Origin of the sequence: Streptomyces sp. NPDC091289 (assembly GCF_044757365.1) — a bacterium.
Taxonomy (GTDB): Bacteria; Actinomycetota; Actinomycetes; order Streptomycetales; family Streptomycetaceae; genus Streptomyces.
Genome location: NZ_JBIVUT010000012.1, coordinates 46,346 through 69,539, shown reverse-complemented (window position 1 = coordinate 69,539; position 23,194 = coordinate 46,346). Strand labels below are relative to the sequence as shown.

The window sequence follows — 23,194 nt, the reverse complement described above, 5'->3', positions numbered from 1 at the left end:
GAGGGGGACAGGGCAATGACGGCCGAACTGGTCCGGGGGCAGAACCACACCTTGCCCCAGACCCGTCTGGAGATCCGGGTATCGGCGGGCACGCCCGTCGTCGCCGGAGCCACCCTCGGCGACGAACGGGGCACGGTGCGCGGCGTCGAGTGGATCGCCCACCCCGGCTCGCCCCAGCTCCCCGGGCTCGAGGTCTCCCAGCAGGCGGCGGCCGACCACCGGCTCGCCGTCGACCTGGAGGCCCTGCCCGCCGGCGCCCACCGGGTCACCGTGCTGCTCGCGCTCCCCGTCGGCGTCGGAGGCCCGGCGCGGTTCGGCGCCGTCCCCGCCCCGTTCGTCGCCGTGACCGGGCTCGACGGCGCCGAGATCGCCACCTTCACGCTCACCGGCCTGGACGCCGAGTCCGCGGTCAGCGCCCTGGAGCTCTACCGCCGCCAGGACGCCTGGAAGGTCCGCGCCGTCGGCCAGGGGTACGCCGGCGGGCTCGCCGAGATGCTCGCCGACCAGGGCCTGGCCGAGTCCGCCGGACTGGCCGGATCCATCCAGGATGCCGTCACCCGGGGCCTGGCCCGCACGGTGGCCCCGCCGCCGCCCCGCACCCCGGAGGGCGACCGCGTACGGCACGCGACGGGCTCCGCGGACCACCGCCCGCCGACGCCGACGCCGCCCCCGGCCCCGGAGCCCCCCGAGCCGCTGACCGACCCGGCCGCCACCACCCCGGCGCACCCCTCGCAGCCGCACACCGCCCCGGGACCGGCCGCCGCGGGGCCCACCGGTGACGGCCCCATCAACTACGCGCACCCGCGACGGCAGCACGCCGCACCCCCGTCGCCCCCGCCCACCGCGCCTCCCGCCCAGCCCGGACAGCCCGCGCAGCCGGTCGCGGGCGACGCCACCGGCTGGTCGATGGACGAGCGCCTCTACAACCAGATCTGGGGCATGTTCGAGGACCTGGCCCGCGCCGTCGCCGCCTACCGCAGCGCCGTGGACTTCGCCGAGTCCCGGATGGACCAGGAGCTCGACCGAGCCCTGTCCGACCCGCGCAACCGGATCGGCGGCGCGGGCGACCGCGCCCGCGAGGCGGCCCGCGCCAAGCGCGACGAGCTGACCTCCCGGGCCCGGGAGGCACTCGACCGCGATCTGGCGCAGCTGGCCGCCGAGTCGGCCGTCGTCGAGCCCGCGCTCCCCGCGGCGTACGCAGCCTGGGGCAACCCCGTCTGGCACGCCCACCGCGTCCCCATGGAGATACCGATGGCCCTGCGCATCGGCGACCTCCACCTACCCGAGCGCACCGAACTGCGCATCCCGCTGCTCGTCCGGCTGCCGCTGGAGCGCGGGATCTGGGTGGACAGCGGCCGGACGGCGTCCGAGGCGGCCGCCCTGATGGACACGGACCAGCTGCGCCGGCTGGCCATGGAGACGGCGGTCGCCCACGCGGCGCGACTGCTCGCGGTGTATCCGCCCGGGGAGTTCGCGGTGCACGTCATCGACCCGGCGGGTTCGGCGGCCGGTCCCCTCGCGCCGCTGGTCACCGCGGGCGTCCTCGCCGGACCGCCCGCCGCCGGGCCCGGGGGAGTGGCCTCGGTCCTCGCCCATCTCACCCGGCGGGTGGACCTGGTGCAGATGGCCGTGCGGGCCGGGGCGGCCGACTCGCTGCCGCCCGACCTGGACACCGGTGAGCAGCTCCTGGTGGTCAACGACTTCCCGCACGGTTTCGACGACCGGGCCGTCACCCAGCTCCGCTATCTCGCCGACGAGGGACCCTCGGTCGGGGTGCACCTCCTGATGGTCGCGGACCGGGAGGAGGCCAGTGCGTACGGGCCGATTCTCGACCCGCTGTGGCGTTCGCTGCTGCGGATCACCCCGGTCGCCGACAGCCATCTCGCCGACCCCTGGGTCGGGCATGCCTGGACGTACGAGCCGCTGGCGATCCCGCCGGGCAGCCGCGTCCTGGAGGACGTGCTCGCGGCGGTGGCCGCCGCCCGCCGGGCTGCCGGCCGTTGATCAGAAAACGGTCCTGACCTGCGGTTTTGGTGATCTCTTTACTGTTTTCTTTACCTTCTCTTGGTCATGCCTGTACTGTTCGGGGAACGGAGGGGAGTACTCCTTACGCGACGTCCCGTCAATACGGACCGTTATCGGTCCCGGGGCGTCGGTCCAGGCGCGTACCGTGCGCAGGGATGGAAGAGACCTCCGGCAGCGACGACGCTGATCAGTAGCCGTAGCAACTGCCGGAGGCGCAGTGGACGTTTCATGGACCCTTTGGGCCCTGACCATCTTTGGTCTGTCGGCCTTGATCGCCGTCGACTTCTTCATCGGGCGCAAGCCTCATGACGTGTCGACCAAGGAAGCCGGAATCTGGACGATCGTCTGGATCGCCCTGGCCATCATCTTCGGAGCCGGTCTCGCGGTCTTCGGCGAGACCCAGGCCTCCGGCGAGTTCTTCGCCGGATTCATCACCGAGAAGTCGCTGAGCGTCGACAATCTCTTCGTCTTCGTCCTGATCATGGCGAAGTTCTCGGTGCCCTCGCACCTTCAGCAGCGCGTGCTGCTCATCGGTGTGCTCATCGCCCTGGTGCTCCGGGCGATCTTCATCGCCGCCGGCGCCGCCGTGATCGCGAACTTCTCGTGGGTGTTCTACATCTTCGGCGCGTTCCTGATCTACACCGCCTGGAAGCTCATCCAGGAGGCACGGGCCGACGAGGAGGACGAGGAGTTCGAGGAGAACCGCCTCCTCAAGAAGATCGAGCACCGCTTCGGTGTCGCCGACCAGTACCACGGCACGAAGCTCTTCATCCAGAAGAACGGCAAGCGCATCCTGACCCCGCTGATGGTGGTCATGCTCGCCATCGGTATGACGGACGTGCTGTTCGCGCTGGACTCCATCCCGGCGATCTTCGGCCTGACCCAGGACCCGTACATCGTCTTCACGGCCAACGCGTTCGCGCTGATGGGTCTGCGTCAGCTGTACTTCCTCATCGGCGGTCTGCTGAAGAAGCTGGTCCACCTCAGCTACGGCCTGTCGGTGATCCTCGGCTTCATCGGCGTCAAGCTGGTGCTGCACGCCCTGCACGAGAACGGCGTGCACGTGCCGGAGATCTCCATCCCGTTCTCGCTCTCCGTCATCTGCGGCGTCCTGGTGATCACCACGATCACCAGCCTGATCGCCAACAAGAAGCAGGCGGCGGCCGAGGCGGAGGAGGCCGCGAAGGCGGAGATCGCCGGCCCGGCCGACGAGGAGAGCAAGAGCATCAACAGCTGACCCGGGGCCGCCCCGAGCGGCACAGGGACACACCGGCAGCGGCCGGGGCGGAACGGCGAAGGCCGTCCGCCCCGGCCGCTTTCGCGTGCGTACGCGGACGGCTACGGATGCGAACCCGGGTTGCCCGCGCCGCGAGCGCACCGCGGGGCCGGCCGTGACCAGAGGCGTGAGGGCAAGGGTGTTGTGGGTGTTCGCAGCGCAGGCGCCGCCACAAGCCGGCTCATGTCCACGCGGCGAATCGGCGGTGCGCGGTGTCCGCCGCGATTTCCCGCGGCCCGTCAGGAACGAGTTCGCGCCCAGGACCCATAGCTATGGCCGACGGTCACGCCTCACGATGTCCACGCCCGATGCCGACCCGCCCGAGGAGGTCGACGGCCTCGCGCATATCGCGGCAGGCCGCGTCCAGCGTCCGGGGGGTGCGCGGAAGTGCGTCGGCCAAGGCCTCAACGTGTATGTGAATGCGGTGAGTTCAATGAATTCGGTGTCGTGGATCCGTGATCGATCCGTGCCGTACTGTTCCGCCCATGACTGCGGGATCCGAGGGAAGCGTGATCGACGAGCGCTTCGAGTTGCTGGAACGGCTCGGCGGCGGCGGAATGGGACTGGTGTGGCGGGCGCGCGACATCGTCCTGCACCGGGATGTGGCGCTGAAGGAGGTCCGGCCGCCGGATCCGGAGTTGCTGCGGTTGCGTCCCGACGCGGCGGAGATGCTGCGCAAGCGGGTGCTGCGCGAGGCCGTCTCGCTCGCCCGGATCAGCCATCCCAACGTGGTGACGATCCACCACATCGTGAGTTCGGCGGAGGTGGCGCATCCCTGGCTGGTGATGGAGCTGATTTCCGGCGGCTCGCTCCAGGACCGGCTGGAGCGTGGGCCGTGCACACCCACCGAGACGGCGCGGCTGGGCCGGGGCGTGCTGGCCGGGTTGCGGGCCGCGCACGGCGCGGGCATCCTGCACCGCGACGTGAAGCCGGGCAACGTGCTGATGCGTGCCGACGGCACGCCCCTGCTCACCGACTTCGGCATCGCCGCCGTGCGCGAGGCCACCAGCCTGACCAATACCGGCGAACTCATCGGCTCGCCCGACTACATGGCCCCGGAACGGCTGCGCGGCCATGATGATGACCCCTCGTCCGATCTGTGGTCGCTGGCGATGATGCTGTACGTCGCGGTCGAGGGGCACCACCCGATGCACCGCTCGTCCACCCTGGCCACACTGGCCGCGATCCTGGAGGAGGACGTGCCGCCGGCCCGACGGGCGGGTGCCCTCGGCCCCGTACTGAGGTCCGTCCTCATCAAGGACGTCGCCGACCGGCCCGGCGCGGAGTCGCTCGATCGGCTCCTCGCGCAAGCCGCCGGAGACCGTGTCGTGACAGTCGTCGACGGCATCGCCGCGCCATCCGTGCGGACCGGCCCCGTGGAGAAGTCCGGCGAGGCCCAGGCCCAGGGTCCGGCCCCGTACACACCCACGGAGCCGTCCATCCCTGGTCCGTCCGCGCGGGACGCGCCGGCGCCGGGCACCGGCCGCCCACCGGACGGGCCGGACGCCGACCCCGAACCGGACGGCGGGACCGACGGCGCGGGGGGCTCCGGTGCGGAGACGAGCCGGGCGCCCGTACACGGTACGGGGGCCGGACGGTCACGCCGACGGCTCGTGCTTCCGGCGGCCCTGGTGGGCACCCTGGTGATCGGGCTGCTGGCCAGGGAGTACGCGCCAGTCTTCGGCGACGACGGCAAGCCGTCCGCCGGGGCCTCGTCCACTCCCTCCGGCGTGCACACACCCACGTCCAGCCCTTCCGCCTCTCCGGCGTCCAGCCCTGCCCCTTCGCCCACACCCGCGCTCAAGGAGGAAACCGATCTGCTCACCCCCTCCGGTGCCCGGAGAGTCCTCAAGAAGATGGAGGCGGTGACAGGTGGGACCAAGGTGCTCCCCATGTTCGGCCTGCGCCCGGACCGGGCCTCGGGCAATACGCTCCTGGACGAAGAGACAGTGCAGGGCAAGAAGGTGTTCGACAATTTCTCGTACAAGGACGGCCAAGGCACTCTCCAGGGCGCCGAGGGCATCCTGAAGGGGCATCGCCTGCTGGACCTCGACGAAGTCGACTGGGACGCCCTGCCCGGTATTCTCCGCATCGCCCAGACCGAACTGGGTGTACTGAAGCCCAACCCCGATGACAGCTACGTGGTCTTCGACTGGTACGAGGGGCAGGCGGCGATGATGATCCATACCAGCGGCGAGTACCAGACCGGAGGTCTGCTCATCGCTTCCTTCGACGGGCGGATCATCCGGCGCAGCAGGGCTGACTGACGTGCTCCTCGGCCTCCTCGTCGCGACCTGCACCGCCCCCGGCGGATCCCGACCCGGCCGTCTGCCTGGTGCGCCGGATGTCCGCACGGCTTGCCGAGCTCCGCGCCAGGGGCACACCTCCGGCCCGCTGTTCCGCGTCGTCACCCTGAACGGAGCCGTCCAGACCCGCAAGCGGGGCGGCTTCCTCACCCTGGGCAGCGTCGGCGACACCGAGTGCTCGGGAGGCCGCCGTACGCAGGTGCCCGTCTGGGATCGGTACGGTGCAGCTGACAAGGGGAGGCTGACGGCACATGAGCTATTGGCGGTGCGGAGAGTGCGGGAAGCCGGTGCGGGTGTCCCCCGGGCGTGAGGTCATGGACGCCGCGGCGCATGCCCGGAAGGCCGGACACGGCGGCGCGCTCCTGGTCCCACCGGAGAAGTGGGCGGGCTGGGAGTCCCAGGTACGGCAGCGCGCGGCACGCCTGGCCGAGGTGGAGCAGGTGGACAACGACGAGAGCCCCGTACCGCCCCCGCACACCGGGACCGCGCCCCGGACGGACAAGGCCGGCTGGGGGTTACGGCGATGGGTCGTCACCTTGTCGCTGGTGGGGATCGTCGCCGGAGGCTGGATGTGGGTGTCGACCAGCGGCGCTATGACCTGCCAGGGGCGAGCCGAACAGCCGCCGTACAACACGCTCGATCTTCGGCCGCACGGCGGCAATCGCACCTGCAGGGAACTGCTTGCCGACCCTGACGTTCAGAAGGACGCAGAGACAGCGCGGGCAGGCGGGCTCCTGGCCACGCTCAGCCTGGGGGCGCTGGTGCTGGGGCTGGTCTGGTCGAGTCCCGCCGACCGATCAGGCCCATCAGTACACCGAGCAGGCCCACCCGTACACAGGGATGACCGGCGTCCGTAACAGGGGGGCGTTCCACAGCCCCGGCCGCAAAGAACCGGCCGTTGTGGACGACGACTACCAGCCGCGGGCGCGCCACTCGGGCAGCTGGGGCCGCTCGTCGCCGAGCGTCGTGTCGTGCCCGTGGCCCGGGTAGACCCACGTCTCGTCGGGCAGCCGGTCGAACAGCTTCGTCTCGACGTCGTGCAGCAGGCTCGCGAACGCCTTCGGATCCTGGTTCGTGTTCCCGACCCCGCCGGGGAAGAGGCAGTCCCCGGTGAACAGGTGCGGGGCGCCGTGCGGGTCGTCGTAGACCAGGGCGATGGAGCCCGGGGTGTGACCGGCCAGATGGCGGGCGGTCAGCTCGACCCGGCCGACGGTGACGGTGTCGCCGTCCTCGACCAGGACATCGGTCGGGACCGGGATGCCCTCGGCGTCGTAGCGGCCCGCGTACGTCCGGGCGCCGGTCGCCCCGACCACCTCGGCCAGCGCCTGCCAGTGGTCCCCGTGCCGGTGGGTGGTGACGACGGACGCGATGCCGTCGTCACCGATCAGCGCGAGCAGGGTCTCCGGCTCGGCGGCCGCGTCGATCAGCAGCTGCTCGCCGGTCGCCCGGCAGCGCAGCAGATAGGCGTTGTTGTTCATCGCGCCGACGGCCACCTTGGAGATCATCAGATCCGCCAGTTCGTGCACGCTCGCCGGTCCGCCGACCTTCACCGCTCCGCTGTACGTCATACGGCTCAGCCTATAGCGGGGGCAGCGGGGGAAGGGGGCCGCCGGCCACGGTCAGGGCCGAGCCGTCACGGCGGCCGCAGAGCCAGCCCATCAGCTCGACCGCGGGCCCCTGCACCGTCACCAGGGCGCTCGGCGGGCCGCCGCCCGTGCTCCAGGTGCGGCCGTCGAGGTCGGTCAGCGCGGTCGCGGGCACGTCCTGGTTGCCCGAGAAGCGATCCGTCAGGAACGCGATCTCCCGCGACACGAACTCCGCGGGAAGGTCCTCCAGCTCGTAGCCGATGTCGAGGTCGACGTGGTGGATCTCCACCTCGATCAGCCGCCGGAAGGGCACCCGGGACGCGGAGTCCGTCACGCCGTTGCGCAGGGTGACCGTACGGGACCAGTCGGCCGGCTCGTCGGCGACCGCGAGGAAGCTGTCCGCGCTCTCCCGCAGGTCGGTCAGCTGCTCGGCCGCCGGGCGGGGGGCGCCGTCGGCGATGTCGGCGTCCCGGGTTTCGCTGCTCGCGTACATCGGGAGACCCTGGAGAACATTTCCGAGCGCGTCGGCGTTACGTGACAGGTGGGCCAGTACATGGCCCCGACTCCATCCGGGCAACCGTGACGCCCCGGCGACCGAGACGTTGTCCAGTTTGCCGACTGCGTCGAGCAGCCGTTCGGTCGCCCCGCGTACAGCTCCCAGGTCGTGCGCATGATCCATCATGCGACCGAGCCTAGCTCCGCCACTCATTCGGGTGAAGGAGTCGAAGGTCGGCCGTAAATCGAATGTGCGTGCTATACGCTCGGAATCGAAAGCTTCTTACACCGCTGTGGCGCCCCCCATACCCTGGGAGAGGGGCTCAGTTCCCCCGCTTCTCTCTAGAAAGGTGCGGACCGGCGTGGCCGACCGTCTCATCGTCCGTGGCGCGCGCGAGCACAACCTGAAGAACGTCTCGCTCGACCTGCCCCGTGACTCCCTCATCGTCTTCACCGGGCTCTCGGGGTCGGGCAAGTCGTCCCTCGCGTTCGACACGATCTTCGCCGAGGGGCAGCGCCGCTACGTGGAGTCGCTCTCCTCGTACGCCCGGCAGTTCCTCGGCCAGATGGACAAGCCGGACGTCGACTTCATCGAAGGCCTCTCCCCGGCGGTCTCCATCGACCAGAAGTCGACCTCGCGCAACCCGCGCTCGACGGTCGGCACCATCACCGAGGTCTACGACTACCTCCGGCTGCTCTTCGCCCGGATCGGCAAGCCGCACTGCCCCGAGTGCCACCGCCCCATCTCCCGCCAGTCGCCGCAGGCGATCGTCGACAAGGTCCTCGGCCTGCCCGAGGGCAGCCGCTTCCAGGTCCTCTCGCCGCTGGTGCGCGAGCGCAAGGGCGAGTTCGTCGACCTCTTCGCCGACCTCCAGACCAAGGGCTACAGCCGCGCCCGGGTCGACGGCGAGACCATCCAGCTCGCCGAGCCGCCCACGCTCAAGAAGCAGGAGAAGCACACCATCGAGGTGGTCGTCGACCGCCTCACCGTCAAGGACAGCGCCAAGCGCCGGCTGACCGACTCGGTCGAGACCGCGCTCGGCCTCTCCGGCGGCATGGTCGTGCTCGACTTCGTCGACCTCCCCGAGGACGACCCCGAGCGCGAGCGGATGTTCTCCGAGCACCTCTACTGCCCGTACGACGACCTCTCCTTCGAGGAGCTGGAGCCGCGCTCCTTCTCCTTCAACTCGCCCTTCGGCGCCTGCCCCGACTGCACCGGCATCGGCACGCGCATGGAGGTCGACCCGGAGCTGATCGTCCCGGACGAGGAGAAGTCCCTCGACGAGGGCGCGATCCACCCCTGGTCCCACGGCCACACCAAGGAGTACTTCGGCCGCCTGATCGGCGCGCTCTCCGAAGCCCTCGGCTTCCGTACGGACATCCCCTGGGCCGGGCTGCCGCAGCGGGCGAAGAAGGCCCTGCTCTTCGGCCACAAGATCCAGACCGAGGTCCGCTACCGCAACCGGTACGGGCGCGAGCGCGCCTACACCACCCCCGCCTTCGAGGGCGCGGTGCAGTTCGTCAAGCGGCGGCACACCGAGGCCGAGAGCGACTCCAGCCGGGAGCGCTTCGAGGGCTACATGCGCGAGGTGCCCTGCCCGACCTGTGAGGGCACCCGGCTCAAGCCGATCGTCCTCGCGGTGACGGTGATGGAGAAGTCCATCGCCGAGGTCGCCGCCATGTCGATCAGCGAGTGCGCCGAGTTCCTCGGCCGCCTCAAGCTGAACGCCCGCGACAAGAAGATCGCCGAGCGGGTGCTCAAGGAGGTCAACGAGCGGCTGAAGTTCCTTGTCGACGTGGGCCTGGACTATCTGTCGCTGAACCGCGCGGCCGGCACCCTGTCCGGCGGCGAGGCCCAGCGCATCCGGCTGGCCACCCAGATCGGCTCCGGCCTGGTCGGCGTGCTGTACGTCCTGGACGAGCCGTCCATCGGCCTGCACCAGCGCGACAACCACCGGCTGATCGAGACCCTGGTCCGGCTCCGCGACATGGGCAACACGCTCATCGTCGTCGAGCACGACGAGGACACCATCAAGGTCGCCGACTGGGTCGTCGACATCGGCCCCGGCGCCGGCGAGCACGGCGGCAAGGTCGTCCACTCCGGCTCGCTCAAGGAACTGCTGGCCAACAAGGAGTCGATCACCGGCCAGTATCTGTCCGGCAAGCGGTCCATCCCGACCCCGGACATCCGCCGCCCGGTCGACCCGGCCCGCAGTCTCACCGTGCACGGCGCCCGGGAGAACAACCTCCAGGACATCGACGTCTCCTTCCCGCTCGGCGTCCTCACCGCCGTCACCGGCGTCTCCGGGTCCGGGAAGTCGACCCTGGTCAACGACATCCTCTACACCCACCTGGCCCGCGAGCTGAACGGCGCCAAGTCGGTCCCCGGCCGGCACACCCGGGTCGACGGCGACGACCTCGTCGACAAGGTGGTGCACGTCGACCAGTCGCCGATCGGCCGGACCCCCCGGTCCAACCCGGCGACGTACACCGGAGTCTTCGACCACGTCCGCAGGCTCTTCGCCGAGACGATGGAGGCGAAGGTGCGCGGCTATCTGCCGGGCCGCTTCTCCTTCAACGTCAAGGGCGGCCGCTGCGAGAACTGCTCCGGCGACGGCACCATCAAGATCGAGATGAACTTCCTGCCCGACGTGTACGTCCCGTGCGAGGTCTGCCACGGAGCGCGCTACAACCGGGAGACCCTGGAGGTCCACTACAAGGGCAAGTCCATCGCCGAGGTGCTGGACATGCCGATCGAGGAGGGCCTGGACTTCTTCGAGGCCGTCCCGACGATCGCCCGCCACCTCCGTACGCTCAACGAGGTCGGCCTCGGCTATGTGCGGCTGGGCCAGTCCGCGCCGACCCTCTCCGGCGGTGAGGCGCAGCGCGTCAAGCTGGCGAGCGAGCTCCAGAAGCGCTCCACCGGCCGCACGGTCTACGTCCTGGACGAGCCGACCACCGGTCTGCACTTCGAGGACATCAGCAAGCTGATCACCGTGCTCTCCGGCCTGGTGGACAAGGGCAACACCGTGATCGTCATCGAGCACAACCTCGATGTCATCAAGACCGCCGACTGGGTCGTCGACATGGGTCCCGAGGGCGGTAACGGCGGTGGCCTGGTCGTCGCCGAGGGAACGCCGGAGGAGGTCGCCTCGGTGCCCGCCAGCCACACCGGGAAGTTCCTCCAGTCCATCCTGGACGCGGACCGGATCAGCGAGGCCGCGGTGCCCACCGGGCGGAAGACGGCCCGCAAGGCCGCCCCGGCGAAGAAGACGGCCGCCACGGCAAAGAAGGCCACGAAGGCCACGGCGGCCAAGGCGAACGCCACGGGTGCCAAGGCAGCCGGTACGGCCAAGGCGGCCGCCACCAAGACGGCAGCCGCGAAGAAGACCGCCCGCGCCCGGAAGGCCTGAGCGAACGGCCCTCGGCCCTCTCGTCGAACCGCCCACGTCGCCGACGGCGGCCCCCGCAGCACGAAGGGGGCCGCCGTCGCCCGTCGAAGGGGAAGCGTTCCGGCCCGGTCGCAGGGCTTCCGATCCCCGCCGGTATCGTCGGTTCTGTCATCGGAACCCAGGGCCGCCGTCGTCGCACCGCCCTGTCCGGCGACCCGATTCACCGTGCGATCCCCGTGATCCACCCCGAACAACGACCCGTGGAGCCCGCATGCCCGGTCTGCCCGCCGCCCGCCGTACCGTGCTGAAGGGTGCCGCGCTCGCCGGTGCCGCAGGGCTGGGAGCGGCCGCCTGCTCCACCGACTCCAAGCTCGGCCACGCCAAGAACCCCACCCCCACCGCGCCCGTCGACCTCGGGGCCGCGTCCGAGGTGCCCGTCGGCGGGGCCAAGCTCTACCGCGAGCAGCGCCTGGTCGTCGTCTGCCCGGCGAAGGGCGAGTACAAGGCGTTCAGCGCCCAGTGCACCCACGGCGGCTGCGTCCTGGACAAGGTCGAGGGCACCGAGGGCCACTGCCCCTGCCACGGCAGCCGGTTCGACATGACCACCGGCAAGCCGGTGAAGGGCCCGGCCACCGTGCCGCTGCCCGCCGTCCCGGTCACCGCCGAGGGCGGAAAGCTCGTCGCGGGCCCCGACGCCTGACGAAGCCGTGGTCCCCCACGCCTGAGGCCCCCGCGCCGAGGCCCTCACTCCCAGTCCCAGTCGATCCCGATCAGCCCCGGCCGTACGCCCTCCTCCACCAGGTGCACGGTCCGGTGCCGGCCGGTCAGCGTGAGGTCCCCGCGGGCCCCGCGCGCCGCCCCCGCCGAGGCCTGGGCGAACCGGCGGCACCGCACCGGGAGCGCCGCCTCGTCGAAGCCGACCTGGAGCACGTACTGGCCGCCCCCGAAGGTGAAGCCGCGCACGTACTCACCGCTGGCCCCGCCCGTACCGTCCTCGAAGCCGTAGCCGAAGAGATACGTCTCGCCGGAACGCAGCCGGGTGTCGAAGAGCAGCTCCGCCACCAGCACCCCCGCGTCCAGATCCCAGCGGACCCGGCCCGTCCGGCAGTTCTCCAGGGCCCGCACCGCGATCCGCGACGGGTCGCAGCCGGGGTCGCCCCGGTGCACCGCGAGATAGCGGTCGACGCCGTCCCGGTGCGCGCGCACCACATGCCGGGAGGTGCGCCCCGCCAGCTCGCGCCGCGCCCCGATCCGGACCCGCTCCTGGTGCCCCACGGTGTGCAGCCCGCCGTCCACGGGTGACTCCATCGCCGCGAGGAGCCGCTCCACCGAGCCCGACGCCTCCATCAGCGAGCGGTACGAACGCCCCGCCGGACGGTCCCCCTCCGCCGGGGCGTCCCCGTCGCGCAGCAGCCGCAGCAGCGAGTCGTCCGGCAGGGCGAGCACCTCCTCCAGCGCCCGCACGGCCCGCAGCGACTCGGCCCGCCGGGGGCGGCGTACCCCCTGCTGCCAGTAGCTGAGGCTGGTCACTCCGAGCTTGACGCCCCGGTGCGCCAGATGGTGCTGCACCCGCTGGAGCGGCAGCCCGCGCACCGACAGGGCGGTGCGCAACGCCAGATGGAACGGTCCGGTCCGCAGTACCTGCGCCAGTTCGGTCTCGGTCTGCCGCATGGCGGGCCTCCGGTGAACGTTCACGTGGGGAGTGGCGACACCGCCCCCGGGGGATGCGGGGGAGCAGGTGACCGGGGCGGGGCCGTTCACACGGACGCCGTGCCGTTCACACCGTGATGTCACCTCGCATTGAAGCGTGTTGACCTGCTCCGGACAACGCCGGATGCTCATCGTCAGCGTCCGGACGCGCTCCTCCGATCCCCACCCCCCGCTTCGGGAGGAACGCCATGCGCAACCGAAGAGTCAGCCCCCAAAAGCCCGGAAGGTTCTCGTTCACCGCCCTCCTGGCCGCCGTCCTGCTCGCCGTCCCCGCGGGCACCGCCACCGCCGCCCAGTCCCCGGACGGAGCCAGCGGCTCCGTCGCCGCCGCCCAGCGGCTCAACATCACCATGCAGGCGCAACAGCAGAGCAACTGGTGCTGGGCCGCCGGCGGCAACACCATCGCCGCCTGGTTCGGCCGCAACTACTCCCAGAACCAGTTCTGCAACGCCGCCTTCAACCGCAACCAGAACTCCCAGTGCCCCAACTCGCAGGCCACGCTCGGCAACGTCCAGACCGGCCTGTCCTGGGCCGGGGTCAGGCCCGGCAGCTACGTCACCGGCTGGCTGCGCTACCCGACCGTGCAGGCCGAGATATCCGCCCAGCGCCCCATCGAGACCCGCATCCAGTGGTCGTCCGGCGGCGGCCACATGCATGTCATCTACGGCTACGACGACGCCAACAGCTGGGTCTACTGGGGCGATCCATGGCCCTCCAGCGACCGCTACAACTGGGCCTCGCACGCCTGGTACGTCAACAACAACGAGTTCTCCTGGACCCACTCGCTCTACCGGATCGGGGCGTGAGGACATGAACTCCACCACCCGGCGTACCGACACCACCCGACACACCGAAACCACCGCCCGGCGCATCGCCGTCGCCACCGCCCTCACCGCCACCGCCCTGTTCACCGCCGCCGCCCCCGCCCTCGCCGACGACGGCCCGGCGGCCACCCCGCCGAAGCTGACCGCCGCGACCCTCGAAGCGGCCCACGAGGCCGCCACCGAGCCCGCGACCCTGGACACCCTGTCCCGGTTCTTCGCCCGGGAGGGCGCGGTGAGCAAGGCGAAGGCGGCCCCTCGGATCACCGCGAAGGCGGTTCCCGTCCGCACGCTCTCCGCCGCCTTCGTCGCCGGAAAGCCCGGAGCCGCCCCGAGCACCCTGGACTACCTGGCCAGCACCGCGGTCTCCTCCGACGGCCAGAAGGCCTCCCTGTGGACCGTCCCCGCCGGGGCCGACAGCAGCGGCGACTGGCAGGTGGTGAACATCGCCACCGGCGACGACGAGGCCCGCTACACCGCGCGGGGGGCCCGCGCGCTCCCCGGCGGCACCGTGTTCCGCGAGCCGCAGATCGACGCCTGGTACGTCCACGACGGCTCCCGGGTGCTCCCGCTCGACGAGGACGCGACGACTGCCGTCGGAGCAAAGGGCACGACGCTCGACGCCTACCGGACCCGGGTCCAGGAGGCGTACGGCGACAAGCTGCCCGGCTCCGGATACGCCCGCTCCGGCAAGGCGGGCGGCTACGGGCCCGAGGCGGCCGGCGGCCAGGCCCCCGCACCCGCCCCCGGCCCGGTCCAGGGCCCGGCCGCCGGCCAGGCACCGGACACCGCCGCGGGCCCCACGCTCGCCGGGGCGGCATCCGGTTCGCCGGACACGGCCCTGACCGCCGTCTCCACCACCGCAGGGGCCGGGGCGCTGCTCGCCCTGGCCCTGGGCGGGGCGGCCGCGCTGCGCCGCCGCAGCCGTACCGGGCGACCCCCGGCCACGGACGCCTGAGCACCGGCTCGACCGGACCGCAGGCCCGCGCTCCGGGGTGCGAACACCCCACGGCACCCCGGAGCGCGGCACCGCCCCCGGCAACACGTGAGGACGACGCGCTGTCACTGCCCGCAAGTAGGGTGTGAGACATGGCAGACCCCTCCAGCTACCGCCCCAAGCCGGGTCAGATCCCCGACTCCCCGGGGGTCTACAAGTTCCGCGACGAGCACCGCCGGGTGATCTACGTCGGGAAGGCCAAGAACCTGCGCCAGCGCGTGGCCAACTACTTCCAGGACCTGGCCGGACTCCATCCGCGTACGCGCACGATGGTCACCACCGCCGCCTCCGTGGAGTGGACGGTCGTCTCCACCGAGGTCGAGGCGCTCCAGCTGGAGTACTCCTGGATCAAGGAGTTCGACCCCCGGTTCAACGTCAAGTACCGCGACGACAAGAGCTATCCCTATCTCGCGGTCACGCTCAACGAGGACTTCCCCCGCGTCCAGGTCATGCGCGGCGCCAAGAAGAAGGGCGTGCGCTACTTCGGCCCGTACGGCCACGCCTGGGCGATCCGCGAGACCGTCGACCTGATGCTGCGGGTCTTCCCCGTCCGCACCTGCTCCGCCGGGGTCTTCAAGAACGCCGCGCGCACCGGCCGCCCCTGCCTGCTGGGCTATATCGGCAAGTGCTCGGCCCCCTGCGTCGGCCGGGTCACCCCCGAGGAACACCGGGAGCTGGCCGAGGACTTCTGCGACTTCATGGCCGGCCGCACGGGCACCTACATCCGCCGCCTGGAGAAGGACATGATGCAGGCGGCCGAGGAGATGGAGTACGAGCGGGCCGCCCGCCTCCGCGACGACGCCGAGGCTCTCAAGCGGGCCATGGAGAAGAGCGCCGTCGTCCTCGCCGACGCCACCGACGCCGACCTGATCGCCGTCGCCGAGGACGAGCTGGAGGCCGCCCTCCAGATCTTCCACGTCCGTGGCGGCCGGGTGCGCGGCCAGCGCGGCTGGGTCACCGACAAGGTCGAGGCGGTCGACACCTCCGGCCTCGTCGAGCACGCCCTCCAGCAGCTGTACGGGGAGGAGCGCGGCGAGGCCGTCCCCAAGGAGGTCCTGGTCCCCGCCCTGCCCGAGGACGCCGAAGCGGTCTCCCAGTGGCTCGCCGAGCGCCGGGGCTCCCAGGTCAGCCTGCGCATCCCGCAGCGCGGCGACAAGAAGGACCTCATGGCCACGGTCCAGCGCAACGCCCAGCAGGCGCTCGGGCTGCACAAGACCAAGCGGGCCTCCGACCTGACCACCCGCTCCCGCGCCCTGGAGGAGATCGCCGAGGCGCTCGGCCTGGACACCGCCCCGCTGCGCATCGAGTGCTACGACATCTCCCACCTCCAGGGCGACGACGTGGTGGCCTCCATGGTGGTCTTCGAGGACGGCCTCGCCCGCAAGAGCGAGTACCGCCGCTTCCAGATCAAGGGCTTCGAGGGCCAGGACGACGTCCGCTCGATGCACGAGGTGATCGGCCGCCGCTTCAAGCGCTACCTCCAGGACAAGGAGCGCACGGGGGAGTGGGAGGAGCGGCCGGCGGACGCCCCGGCCGCCGGGCCCGCCGCCACCGGCCCCGTCCCCGCCCCGGCCCCCACCGCCGACGCCCCGGCCGCCGACGACGGCGAGCCCCGGGAGGACGACGGCCGGCCCAAGCGGTTCGCCTACCCGCCGCAGCTCGTCGTCGTCGACGGCGGGCAGCCCCAGGTCGCCGCCGCCCGGCGCGCCCTGGACGAGCTGGGCATCGACGACATCGCCGTCTGCGGCCTCGCCAAGCGCCTCGAAGAGGTCTGGCTCCCCGACGACGACGATCCCGTGGTCCTGCCCCGCTCCAGCGAGGGCCTCTACCTCCTCCAGCGCGTCCGGGACGAGGCCCACCGCTTCGCCATCACCTACCAGCGGGCCAAACGCGCCAAGCGCATCCGCTCCAGCCCCCTCGACGACGTGGCCGGCCTCGGCGAGACCCGGAAGCAGGCGCTGATCAAGCATTTCGGCTCGGTGAAGAAGCTCCGGCAGGCGACAATCGACGAGATCTGCGAGGTCCCCGGGATAGGACGAAGGACGGCGGAATCGGTGGCCGCGGCCCTAGCCTCGACCGCTCCCGCGGCACCTGCCGTGAACACGGCCACAGGAGAGATCATTGAAGAGGACGACGGGGGCAGCTCATGACCGAGAACAGCCACGAGGCCGCACAGAACACCGCGGACCCGAACGCCACAGAAACAGCCGACACCACGGACCGAGCAGACGGAGCAGCAGACGTGAGTACGAACACCCCGAACGAGACGGGTGACGCGGCCATCCCCGAGCTGGTGATCATCTCCGGGATGTCGGGCGCCGGCCGCAGCACCGCCGCCAAGTGTCTGGAGGACCTCGGCTGGTTCGTCGTCGACAACCTGCCGCCCGCGCTGATCCCCACGATGGTGGAGCTCGGCGCCCGCTCGCAGGGCAACGTGGCCCGGATCGCCGTCGTCGTCGACGTGCGCGGCCGGCGCTTCTTCGACAACCTCCGCGAATCCCTCGCCGACCTGGAGGCCAAGCACGTCACCCGGCGGATCGTCTTCCTGGAGTCCTCCGACGACGCCCTCGTGCGCCGCTTCGAGTCCGTCCGCCGCCCGCACCCCCTCCAGGGCGACGGCCGCATCGTCGACGGCATCGCGGCCGAGCGCGACCTGCTGCGCGAGCTGCGCGGCGACGCCGACCTGGTCATCGACACCTCCAGCCTCAACGTGCACGAGCTGCGGGCCAAGATGGACGCCCAGTTCGCGGGCGACTCGGAGCCGGAGCTGCGGGCCACGGTGATGTCCTTCGGCTACAAGTACGGCCTGCCCGTCGACGCCGACCTGGTCGTCGACTGCCGCTTCCTGCCCAACCCGCACTGGGTCCCCGAGCTGCGCCCCTTCACCGGCGTCAACGAGGAGGTGTCCGACTACGTCTTCGACCAGCCGGGCGCCAAGGAGTTCCTCAACCAGTACACGGAGCTGCTCCAGCTGATCGCCGCCGGCTACCGCCGCGAGGGCAAGCGGTACGTCACCATCGCGGTCGGCTGCACCGGCGGCAAGCACCGCTCCGTCGCCATGTCGGAGAAGCTCTCGGCCCGCCTCGCCGCCGAAGGCGTCGAGACCGTCCTCGTCCACCGTGACATGGGGCGAGAGTGACCGGACGCAATCTGCGGATGCGGCGCCTGAGCCGCGCCACCTCGGCGCTCTCCGGCCGCAAGCGCGGTGCTCAGCCCAAGGTCGTCGCGCTCGGCGGCGGCATGGGTCTCTCGGCGTCCCTGGCGGCGCTGCGCCGGATCACCGGCGATCTCACGGCCGTGGTCACCGTCGCCGACGACGGCGGCTCCAGCGGCCGGCTGCGCGAGGAGCTGGGCGTCCTGCCCCCCGGTGATCTGCGCAAGGCCCTCGCCGCGCTGTGCGGCGACGACGACTGGGGCCGCACCTGGTCCCGGGTCATCCAGCACCGCTTCGAGTCCAAGGGCGACCTCCACGCGCACGCGGTCGGCAATCTGCTGATCGTGGCCCTGTGGGAACAGCTCGGCGACCCGGTCCAGGCGCTCGACCTGGTCGGCAAGCTGCTCGGCGCGCACGGGCGGGTGCTGCCGATGTCGGCCGTCCCGCTGGAGCTCCAGGCGCTGGTCAAGGGCCACGACCCCGAGCTGCCCGACGCGATCGTCACCGTGCGCGGCCAGGCCACGGTGGCGCTCACGCCCGGCGAGGTGCAGTCCGTGCACGTCGTCCCGCCCGACCCGCCGGCCGTCCCGGAAGCCGTGGAAGCGGTCCTGGACGCCGACTGGGTGGTGCTCGGTCCCGGCTCCTGGTTCTCCTCCGTGATCCCGCATCTGCTCGTTCCGGAACTGCTCGACGCCCTGGTCACCACGAAGGCCCGCAAGGTCCTCTCGTTGAACCTCGCACCCCAGCCCGGTGAAACAGAAGGCTTCTCACCGCAGCGTCATTTGGAGGTTTTGGGGCGACACGCCCCTAAACTCGCCTTGGACGTGGTGCTGGCCGATGAGGCCGCCGTGCCCGACCGTGAGTCCCTCGCCGATGCCGCACAACGGCTCGGAGCCGCGGTCGAGCTGGCGCCGGTGGCATCGCCCGACGGCGTTCCGGTCCATGATCAGGAGCTGTTGGCCGCCGCGTACGACCGTATTTTTCGGATGCATGGAAGGATCGGCCCATGGCGATGACGCCAGCGGTGAAGAACGAAATCTCTCATCTTCCCGTCACCCGGACCTGCTGCAGGAAAGCAGAGGTCTCGGCGATTCTTCGGTTCGCGGGCGGGCTGCACCTGGTGAGCGGCCGGATTGTGATCGAGGCGGAGCTCGACACGGGGAACGCGGCCCGCCGGCTCAAGCGCGACATCCTGGAGATCTTCGGGCACAGCTCGGAGCTGATCGTGATGGCCCCCGGCGGACTGCGGCGCGGCTCGCGCTATGTCGTACGGGTGGTGGCGGGCGGCGACCAGCTGGCCCGTCAGACCGGTCTGGTGGACGGCCGCGGCCGTCCGATCCGCGGGCTGCCCCCGCAGGTGGTCTCGGGGGCCACCTGCGACGCCGAGGCGGCCTGGCGCGGAGCCTTCCTCGCCCACGGTTCGCTCACCGAGCCCGGCCGCTCCTCCTCGCTGGAGGTCACCTGCCCGGGACCGGAGGCGGCCCTCGCCCTGGTCGGGGCGGCGCGCCGGCTCTCCATCGCCGCCAAGGCCCGCGAGGTGCGCGGCGTGGACCGCGTCGTGGTCCGCGACGGCGACGCGATCGGCGCCCTGCTGACCCGGCTCGGCGCCCATGACGCGGTGCTCGCCTGGGAGGAGCGCCGGATGCGGCGCGAGGTCCGCGCCACGGCCAACCGGCTCGCCAACTTCGACGACGCGAACCTGCGCCGCTCGGCCCGCGCGGCGGTCGCCGCCGGGGCCCGGGTGGGGCGCGCGCTGGAGATCCTCGGCGAGGAGGTCCCCGAGCACCTCGCCGCCGCCGGACGGCTGCGCATGGAGCACAAGCAGGCCTCGCTGGAGGAGCTGGGCGCGCTCGCCGACCCGCCGCTGACCAAGGACGCGGTCGCCGGCCGGATCCGCCGGCTGCTGGCGATGGCCGACAAGCGGGCCCAGGACCTGGGCATCCCCGGGACCGAGTCGACCCTCAGCGAGGAGCTCGCCGACGGCCTGGTGGGCTGAGACCGCCGACGCGGCGGCGAGCGCGGGACGTTGGTCCCGGACCCGTCGGGACCCAGGTCCCGCACCACCGGGACCCAGGTCCCGACCGGCGTGACGGAGGCCCGTACCCCTACTGGCGAGTACGGGCCTCCTGCCGTATCCGGTGGCGCGCAAGGGCCCTCTCGATGTCACTCCCGGGCCCTTGGAGAGGTAGGGTCGGAAGCGGTCGGGGACATCCCTATACAACTCGCCGGCGTCGAAAACCGGCGTACCTAACGAGGAGATCGGTTCGTGACGATCCGCGTAGGCATCAACGGCTTCGGCCGCATCGGTCGCAACTACTTCCGCGCGCTGCTCGAGCAGGGTGCGGACATCGAGATCGTGGCTGTCAACGACCTGGGTGACACTGCGACCACGGCCCACCTGCTGAAGTACGACACCATTCTGGGTCGTCTCAAGGCAGAGGTCAGCCACACCGCCGACACCATCACCGTCGATGGTCACACCGTCAAGGTGCTCTCCGAGCGCAACCCGGCCGACATCCCCTGGGGTGAGCTGGGCGTCGACATCGTCATCGAGTCGACCGGCATCTTCACCAAGAAGGCCGACGCCGAGAAGCACATCGCGGGCGGCGCCAAGAAGGTCCTCATCTCGGCTCCGGCCAAGGACGAGGACATCACCATCGTGATGGGCGTCAACCAGGACCAGTACGACGCGGCCAACCACAACGTCATCTCCAACGCCTCCTGCACCACCAACTGTGTGGCGCCGATGGCCAAGGTCCTCGACGAGAACTTCGGCATCGTCAAGGGCCTGATGACGACGGTCCACGCGTACACCAACGACCAGCGGATCCTGGACTTCCCGCACTCGGACCTGCGTCGCGCCCGCGCCGCCGCCGAGAACATCATCCCGACCACCACCGGCGCCGCCAAGGCCACCGCCCTGGTCCTCCCGCAGCTCAAGGGCAAGCTCGACGGCATCGCGATGCGCGTCCCGGTCCCGACCGGCTCCGCCACCGACCTGGTCGTCACCCTGCAGCGCGAGGTCACCAAGGACGAGGTCAACGCCGCGTTCAAGAAGGCCTCCGACGACGGCGCCCTCAAGGGCTTCCTGACGTACACCGAGGACCCGATCGTCTCCTCGGACATCGTCGGCGACCCGTCGTCCTGCACCTTCGACTCCTCCCTGACCATGGTCCAGGAGGGCAACACGGTGAAGATCCTCGGCTGGTACGACAACGAGTGGGGCTACTCCAACCGCCTCGTGGACCTCACGGTCTTCGTCGGCGAGCAGCTCTGATCCTCGGATCGGCAGGCACATCGATGTAAGCGAAGGGGCTCGACCGGCGCAACGAAGCGCAGGTCGAGCCCCTTAGCATGTTCATCCGTCCTTGCAAGGAGTAACGGAAGACCAGATGAAGACGATCGACGAACTTCTCGCCGAAGGGGTCGCGGGCAAGCGGGTATTCGTCCGCGCCGACCTCAATGTGCCGCTGGACGGCACCACGATCACCGACGACGGCCGGATCCGCGCCGTCCTCCCGACGGTCGCCAAGCTCGCCGAGGCCGGCGCGCGCGTCGTCGTCGCCTCGCACCTCGGCCGCCCCAAGGGCGCCCCGGACCCGGCCTTCTCGCTGGCGCCCGCCGCCGCGCGCCTGGGCGAACTCCTCGGCGCCGACGTCGCCTTCGCCACCGACACGGTCGGCGAGTCCGCCCGCGCCACGGTCGCCGGCCTCACCGACGGCCAGGTCGCCGTCATCGAGAACCTCCGCTTCAACGCCGGCGAGACGTCCAAGGACGACGCCGAACGCGGCGCCTTCGCCGACCGGCTGGCCGAGCTCGCCGATGTCTACGTGGGCGACGGCTTCGGCGCGGTGCACCGCAAGCACGCCTCGGTCTTCGACCTCCCGGCGCGGCTCCCGCACTACGCGGGCTACCTGATCGCCACCGAGGTCGGCGTCCTGAAGAAGCTCACCACCGATGTGAAGCGGCCGTACGCGGTCGTCCTCGGCGGCGCCAAGGTCTCCGACAAGCTCGGCGTGATCGACCACCTGCTGGAGCGGGCCGACCGCATCCTGATCGGCGGCGGTATGGCGTACACCTTCCTCAAGGCCCAGGGCCACGAGGTCGGCAGCTCGCTGCTCCAGGAGGACCAGATCCCGGCCGTGCAGGAGTACCTGCGGCGCGCCGAGGACAAGGGCGTGGAGTTCGTCCTCCCCGTCGACGTCGTGGTCGCCCCCGCCTTCCCCGACCTGAAGACCAAGGCCCCGGCCCACCCCACCACCGTCGCCGCCGACGCCATCCCGGCCGGCCAGATGGGGCTGGACAACGGACCCGAGACCAACAAGCTCTACGCATCGAAGCTCGCCGACGCGGCCACCGTCTTCTGGAACGGCCCGATGGGCGTCTTCGAACACCCCGACTTCGCCGACGGCACCCGCGCGGTCGCCCAGGCGCTCGTCGACTCGTCGGCCTTCAGCGTCGTCGGCGGTGGCGACTCCGCCGCGGCCGTCCGCATCCTGGGCTTCGACGAGAATGCTTTCGGACATATTTCGACCGGTGGCGGCGCGAGCCTCGAATACCTCGAGGGCAAGACGCTTCCCGGGCTCGCCGCACTGGAGGACTGACCTTTCATGACCACCCGCACCCCGCTGATGGCGGGCAACTGGAAGATGAACCTCAACCACCTCGAGGCCATCGCCCACGTCCAGAAGCTCGCCTTCGCCCTGGCCGACAAGGACTACGAGGACGTCGAGGTCGCCGTCCTGGTGCCCTTCACCGACCTGCGCACCGTGCAGACCCTGGTCGACGGCGACAAGCTGAAGATCAAGTACGGCGCCCAGGACATCTCGGCGCACGACTCCGGCGCGTACACCGGTGAGATCTCCGGCCCCATGCTCGCCAAGCTGCGCTGCACGTACGTGGCCGTCGGCCACAGCGAGCGCCGCCAGTACCACGGCGAGAACGAGGAGATCTGCAACGCCAAGGTGAAGGCCGCCTTCAAGCACGGCCTGACCCCGATCCTCTGCGTCGGCGAGGGCCTGGACATCCGCAAGGCCGGCGACCAGGTCTCCTACACGCTCGCGCAGCTCGACGGCGCCCTGAAGGACATCCCGGCCGAGCAGGCCGAGACCATCGTGATCGCCTACGAGCCGGTCTGGGCCATCGGGACCGGCGAGGTCGCCACCCCCGCGGACGCCCAGGAGGTCTGCGGCGCGATCCGCGGCAGGCTGGCCGAGCTGTACTCGCAGGAGCTGGCCGACGCCGTCCGCATCCAGTACGGCGGCTCGGTGAAGTCCGGCAACGTCGCGGCCATCATGGCGCAGCCCGACGTGGACGGCGCCCTCATCGGCGGCGCCGCGCTGGACGCCGACGAGTTCGTCAAGATCGTCCGCTTCCGCGACCAGTGAGTATGCGGTAGCGCCGATCCGTCGTACCCTTGCGGGGGCCGAGGG

The 23,194-nt window shown here is 71.2% G+C and carries 17 protein-coding genes; 14 read left to right on the top strand and 3 right to left on the bottom strand.

Features of this window, described 5'->3' with window-relative positions; genetic code table 11:
• Positions 1 to 15: 15 nt before the first annotated feature.
• From ACIQPT_RS17645 to ACIQPT_RS17635, 3 genes are all read left to right on the top strand, one after another.
• A complete protein-coding gene (locus ACIQPT_RS17645; protein ID WP_401156795.1) occupies positions 16 to 2,004 on the top strand; it encodes a TerD family protein in 1,989 nt (662 codons plus the stop codon).
• Positions 2,005 to 2,242: 238 nt separating this feature from the next.
• Positions 2,243 to 3,262: a TerC family protein gene (locus tag ACIQPT_RS17640; protein WP_401156794.1), complete on the top strand. Its 1,020-nt coding sequence runs from the start codon at positions 2,243 to 2,245 to the stop codon at positions 3,260 to 3,262.
• 524 nt (positions 3,263 to 3,786) lie between these two features.
• Positions 3,787 to 5,568, top strand: coding sequence for a serine/threonine-protein kinase (locus ACIQPT_RS17635; protein WP_401156793.1), 1,782 nt, complete (start codon positions 3,787 to 3,789; stop codon positions 5,566 to 5,568).
• 950 nt (positions 5,569 to 6,518) lie between these two features.
• Here ACIQPT_RS17635 and ACIQPT_RS17630 read toward each other — a convergent pair.
• Positions 6,519 to 7,175: an MBL fold metallo-hydrolase gene (locus ACIQPT_RS17630; protein WP_401156792.1), complete on the bottom strand. Its 657-nt coding sequence runs from the start codon at positions 7,173 to 7,175 to the stop codon at positions 6,519 to 6,521.
• A gap of 10 nt (positions 7,176 to 7,185) precedes the next feature.
• A complete protein-coding gene (locus ACIQPT_RS17625) occupies positions 7,186 to 7,875 on the bottom strand; it encodes a maleylpyruvate isomerase family mycothiol-dependent enzyme (RefSeq protein ID WP_401156791.1) in 690 nt (229 codons plus the stop codon).
• Between the two features lie 175 nt (positions 7,876 to 8,050).
• On the opposite strand from ACIQPT_RS17625, the gene uvrA reads away from it, so the two are divergent.
• Both uvrA and ACIQPT_RS17615 read left to right on the top strand, forming a co-directional pair.
• Positions 8,051 to 11,101 (top strand): excinuclease ABC subunit UvrA, encoded by a 3,051-nt coding sequence (gene uvrA, locus ACIQPT_RS17620; RefSeq protein WP_401156790.1) that lies wholly within the window; start codon positions 8,051 to 8,053, stop codon positions 11,099 to 11,101.
• 250 nt (positions 11,102 to 11,351) lie between these two features.
• Entirely contained in the window at positions 11,352 to 11,780 is a 429-nt protein-coding gene (locus ACIQPT_RS17615) for a Rieske (2Fe-2S) protein (protein ID WP_364958055.1), read from the top strand.
• Positions 11,781 to 11,824: 44 nt separating this feature from the next.
• On the opposite strand, the gene ACIQPT_RS17610 is transcribed toward ACIQPT_RS17615, so the two are convergent.
• The gene (locus ACIQPT_RS17610; protein WP_401156789.1) at positions 11,825 to 12,751 is read right to left on the bottom strand and encodes a hypothetical protein; all 927 of its coding nucleotides are present in this window, start codon (positions 12,749 to 12,751) and stop codon (positions 11,825 to 11,827) included.
• 227 nt (positions 12,752 to 12,978) lie between these two features.
• Here ACIQPT_RS17610 and ACIQPT_RS17605 point away from each other — a divergent pair, with 227 nt between their 5' ends.
• From ACIQPT_RS17605 to tpiA, 9 genes are all read left to right on the top strand, one after another.
• Complete coding sequence (locus ACIQPT_RS17605) at positions 12,979 to 13,596, top strand: papain-like cysteine protease family protein (protein WP_401156788.1); 618 nt, start codon at positions 12,979 to 12,981, stop codon at positions 13,594 to 13,596.
• 4 nt (positions 13,597 to 13,600) lie between these two features.
• Complete coding sequence (locus tag ACIQPT_RS17600) at positions 13,601 to 14,569, top strand: hypothetical protein (RefSeq protein WP_401156787.1); 969 nt, start codon at positions 13,601 to 13,603, stop codon at positions 14,567 to 14,569.
• 131 nt (positions 14,570 to 14,700) lie between these two features.
• Positions 14,701 to 16,758 (top strand): excinuclease ABC subunit UvrC, encoded by a 2,058-nt coding sequence (gene uvrC / locus ACIQPT_RS17595; RefSeq protein ID WP_401156786.1) that lies wholly within the window; start codon positions 14,701 to 14,703, stop codon positions 16,756 to 16,758.
• Positions 16,755 to 17,747, top strand: a complete 993-nt coding sequence (gene rapZ, locus ACIQPT_RS17590; RefSeq protein ID WP_401156785.1) for an RNase adapter RapZ — start codon at positions 16,755 to 16,757, stop codon at positions 17,745 to 17,747. The genes uvrC and rapZ overlap by 4 nt, the downstream gene beginning before the upstream one ends.
• Positions 17,744 to 18,778, top strand: a complete 1,035-nt coding sequence (gene yvcK / locus ACIQPT_RS17585; protein WP_401156784.1) for a uridine diphosphate-N-acetylglucosamine-binding protein YvcK — start codon at positions 17,744 to 17,746, stop codon at positions 18,776 to 18,778. Before rapZ ends, yvcK begins: the two co-directional genes overlap by 4 nt.
• Positions 18,769 to 19,758 carry a DNA-binding protein WhiA gene (whiA, locus tag ACIQPT_RS17580; RefSeq protein WP_032790781.1) on the top strand — a complete coding sequence of 330 codons (990 nt, stop codon included), beginning with the start codon at positions 18,769 to 18,771 and terminating at the stop codon, positions 19,756 to 19,758. The genes yvcK and whiA overlap by 10 nt, the downstream gene beginning before the upstream one ends.
• 270 nt (positions 19,759 to 20,028) lie before the next feature.
• On the top strand, positions 20,029 to 21,039 hold the full coding sequence (gene gap, locus ACIQPT_RS17575) for a type I glyceraldehyde-3-phosphate dehydrogenase (protein ID WP_103535505.1): 1,011 nt from the start codon (positions 20,029 to 20,031) through the stop codon (positions 21,037 to 21,039).
• Between the two features lie 115 nt (positions 21,040 to 21,154).
• Positions 21,155 to 22,366 carry a phosphoglycerate kinase gene (locus tag ACIQPT_RS17570; RefSeq protein WP_401156783.1) on the top strand — a complete coding sequence of 404 codons (1,212 nt, stop codon included), beginning with the start codon at positions 21,155 to 21,157 and terminating at the stop codon, positions 22,364 to 22,366.
• 6 nt (positions 22,367 to 22,372) lie between these two features.
• Positions 22,373 to 23,149, top strand: a complete 777-nt coding sequence (gene tpiA, locus ACIQPT_RS17565) for a triose-phosphate isomerase (protein ID WP_401156782.1) — start codon at positions 22,373 to 22,375, stop codon at positions 23,147 to 23,149.
• Positions 23,150 to 23,194 lie beyond the last annotated feature (45 nt).

Coding starts and splice junctions, on each gene's coding strand:
- ACIQPT_RS17645 (WP_401156795.1), top strand. CDS start 16: ATGACGGCCGAACTGGTCCGGGGGCAGAACCACACCTTGCCCCAGACC.
- ACIQPT_RS17635 (WP_401156793.1), top strand. CDS start 3,787: ATGACTGCGGGATCCGAGGGAAGCGTGATCGACGAGCGCTTCGAGTTG.
- ACIQPT_RS17630 (WP_401156792.1), bottom strand. CDS start 7,175: ATGACGTACAGCGGAGCGGTGAAGGTCGGCGGACCGGCGAGCGTGCAC.
- ACIQPT_RS17625 (WP_401156791.1), bottom strand. CDS start 7,875: ATGATGGATCATGCGCACGACCTGGGAGCTGTACGCGGGGCGACCGAA.
- ACIQPT_RS17615 (WP_364958055.1), top strand. CDS start 11,352: ATGCCCGGTCTGCCCGCCGCCCGCCGTACCGTGCTGAAGGGTGCCGCG.
- ACIQPT_RS17610 (WP_401156789.1), bottom strand. CDS start 12,751: ATGCGGCAGACCGAGACCGAACTGGCGCAGGTACTGCGGACCGGACCG.
- ACIQPT_RS17605 (WP_401156788.1), top strand. CDS start 12,979: ATGCGCAACCGAAGAGTCAGCCCCCAAAAGCCCGGAAGGTTCTCGTTC.
- ACIQPT_RS17600 (WP_401156787.1), top strand. CDS start 13,601: ATGAACTCCACCACCCGGCGTACCGACACCACCCGACACACCGAAACC.
- uvrC (WP_401156786.1), top strand. CDS start 14,701: ATGGCAGACCCCTCCAGCTACCGCCCCAAGCCGGGTCAGATCCCCGAC.
- rapZ (WP_401156785.1), top strand. CDS start 16,755: ATGACCGAGAACAGCCACGAGGCCGCACAGAACACCGCGGACCCGAAC.
- whiA (WP_032790781.1), top strand. CDS start 18,769: ATGGCGATGACGCCAGCGGTGAAGAACGAAATCTCTCATCTTCCCGTC.
- ACIQPT_RS17570 (WP_401156783.1), top strand. CDS start 21,155: ATGAAGACGATCGACGAACTTCTCGCCGAAGGGGTCGCGGGCAAGCGG.
- tpiA (WP_401156782.1), top strand. CDS start 22,373: ATGACCACCCGCACCCCGCTGATGGCGGGCAACTGGAAGATGAACCTC.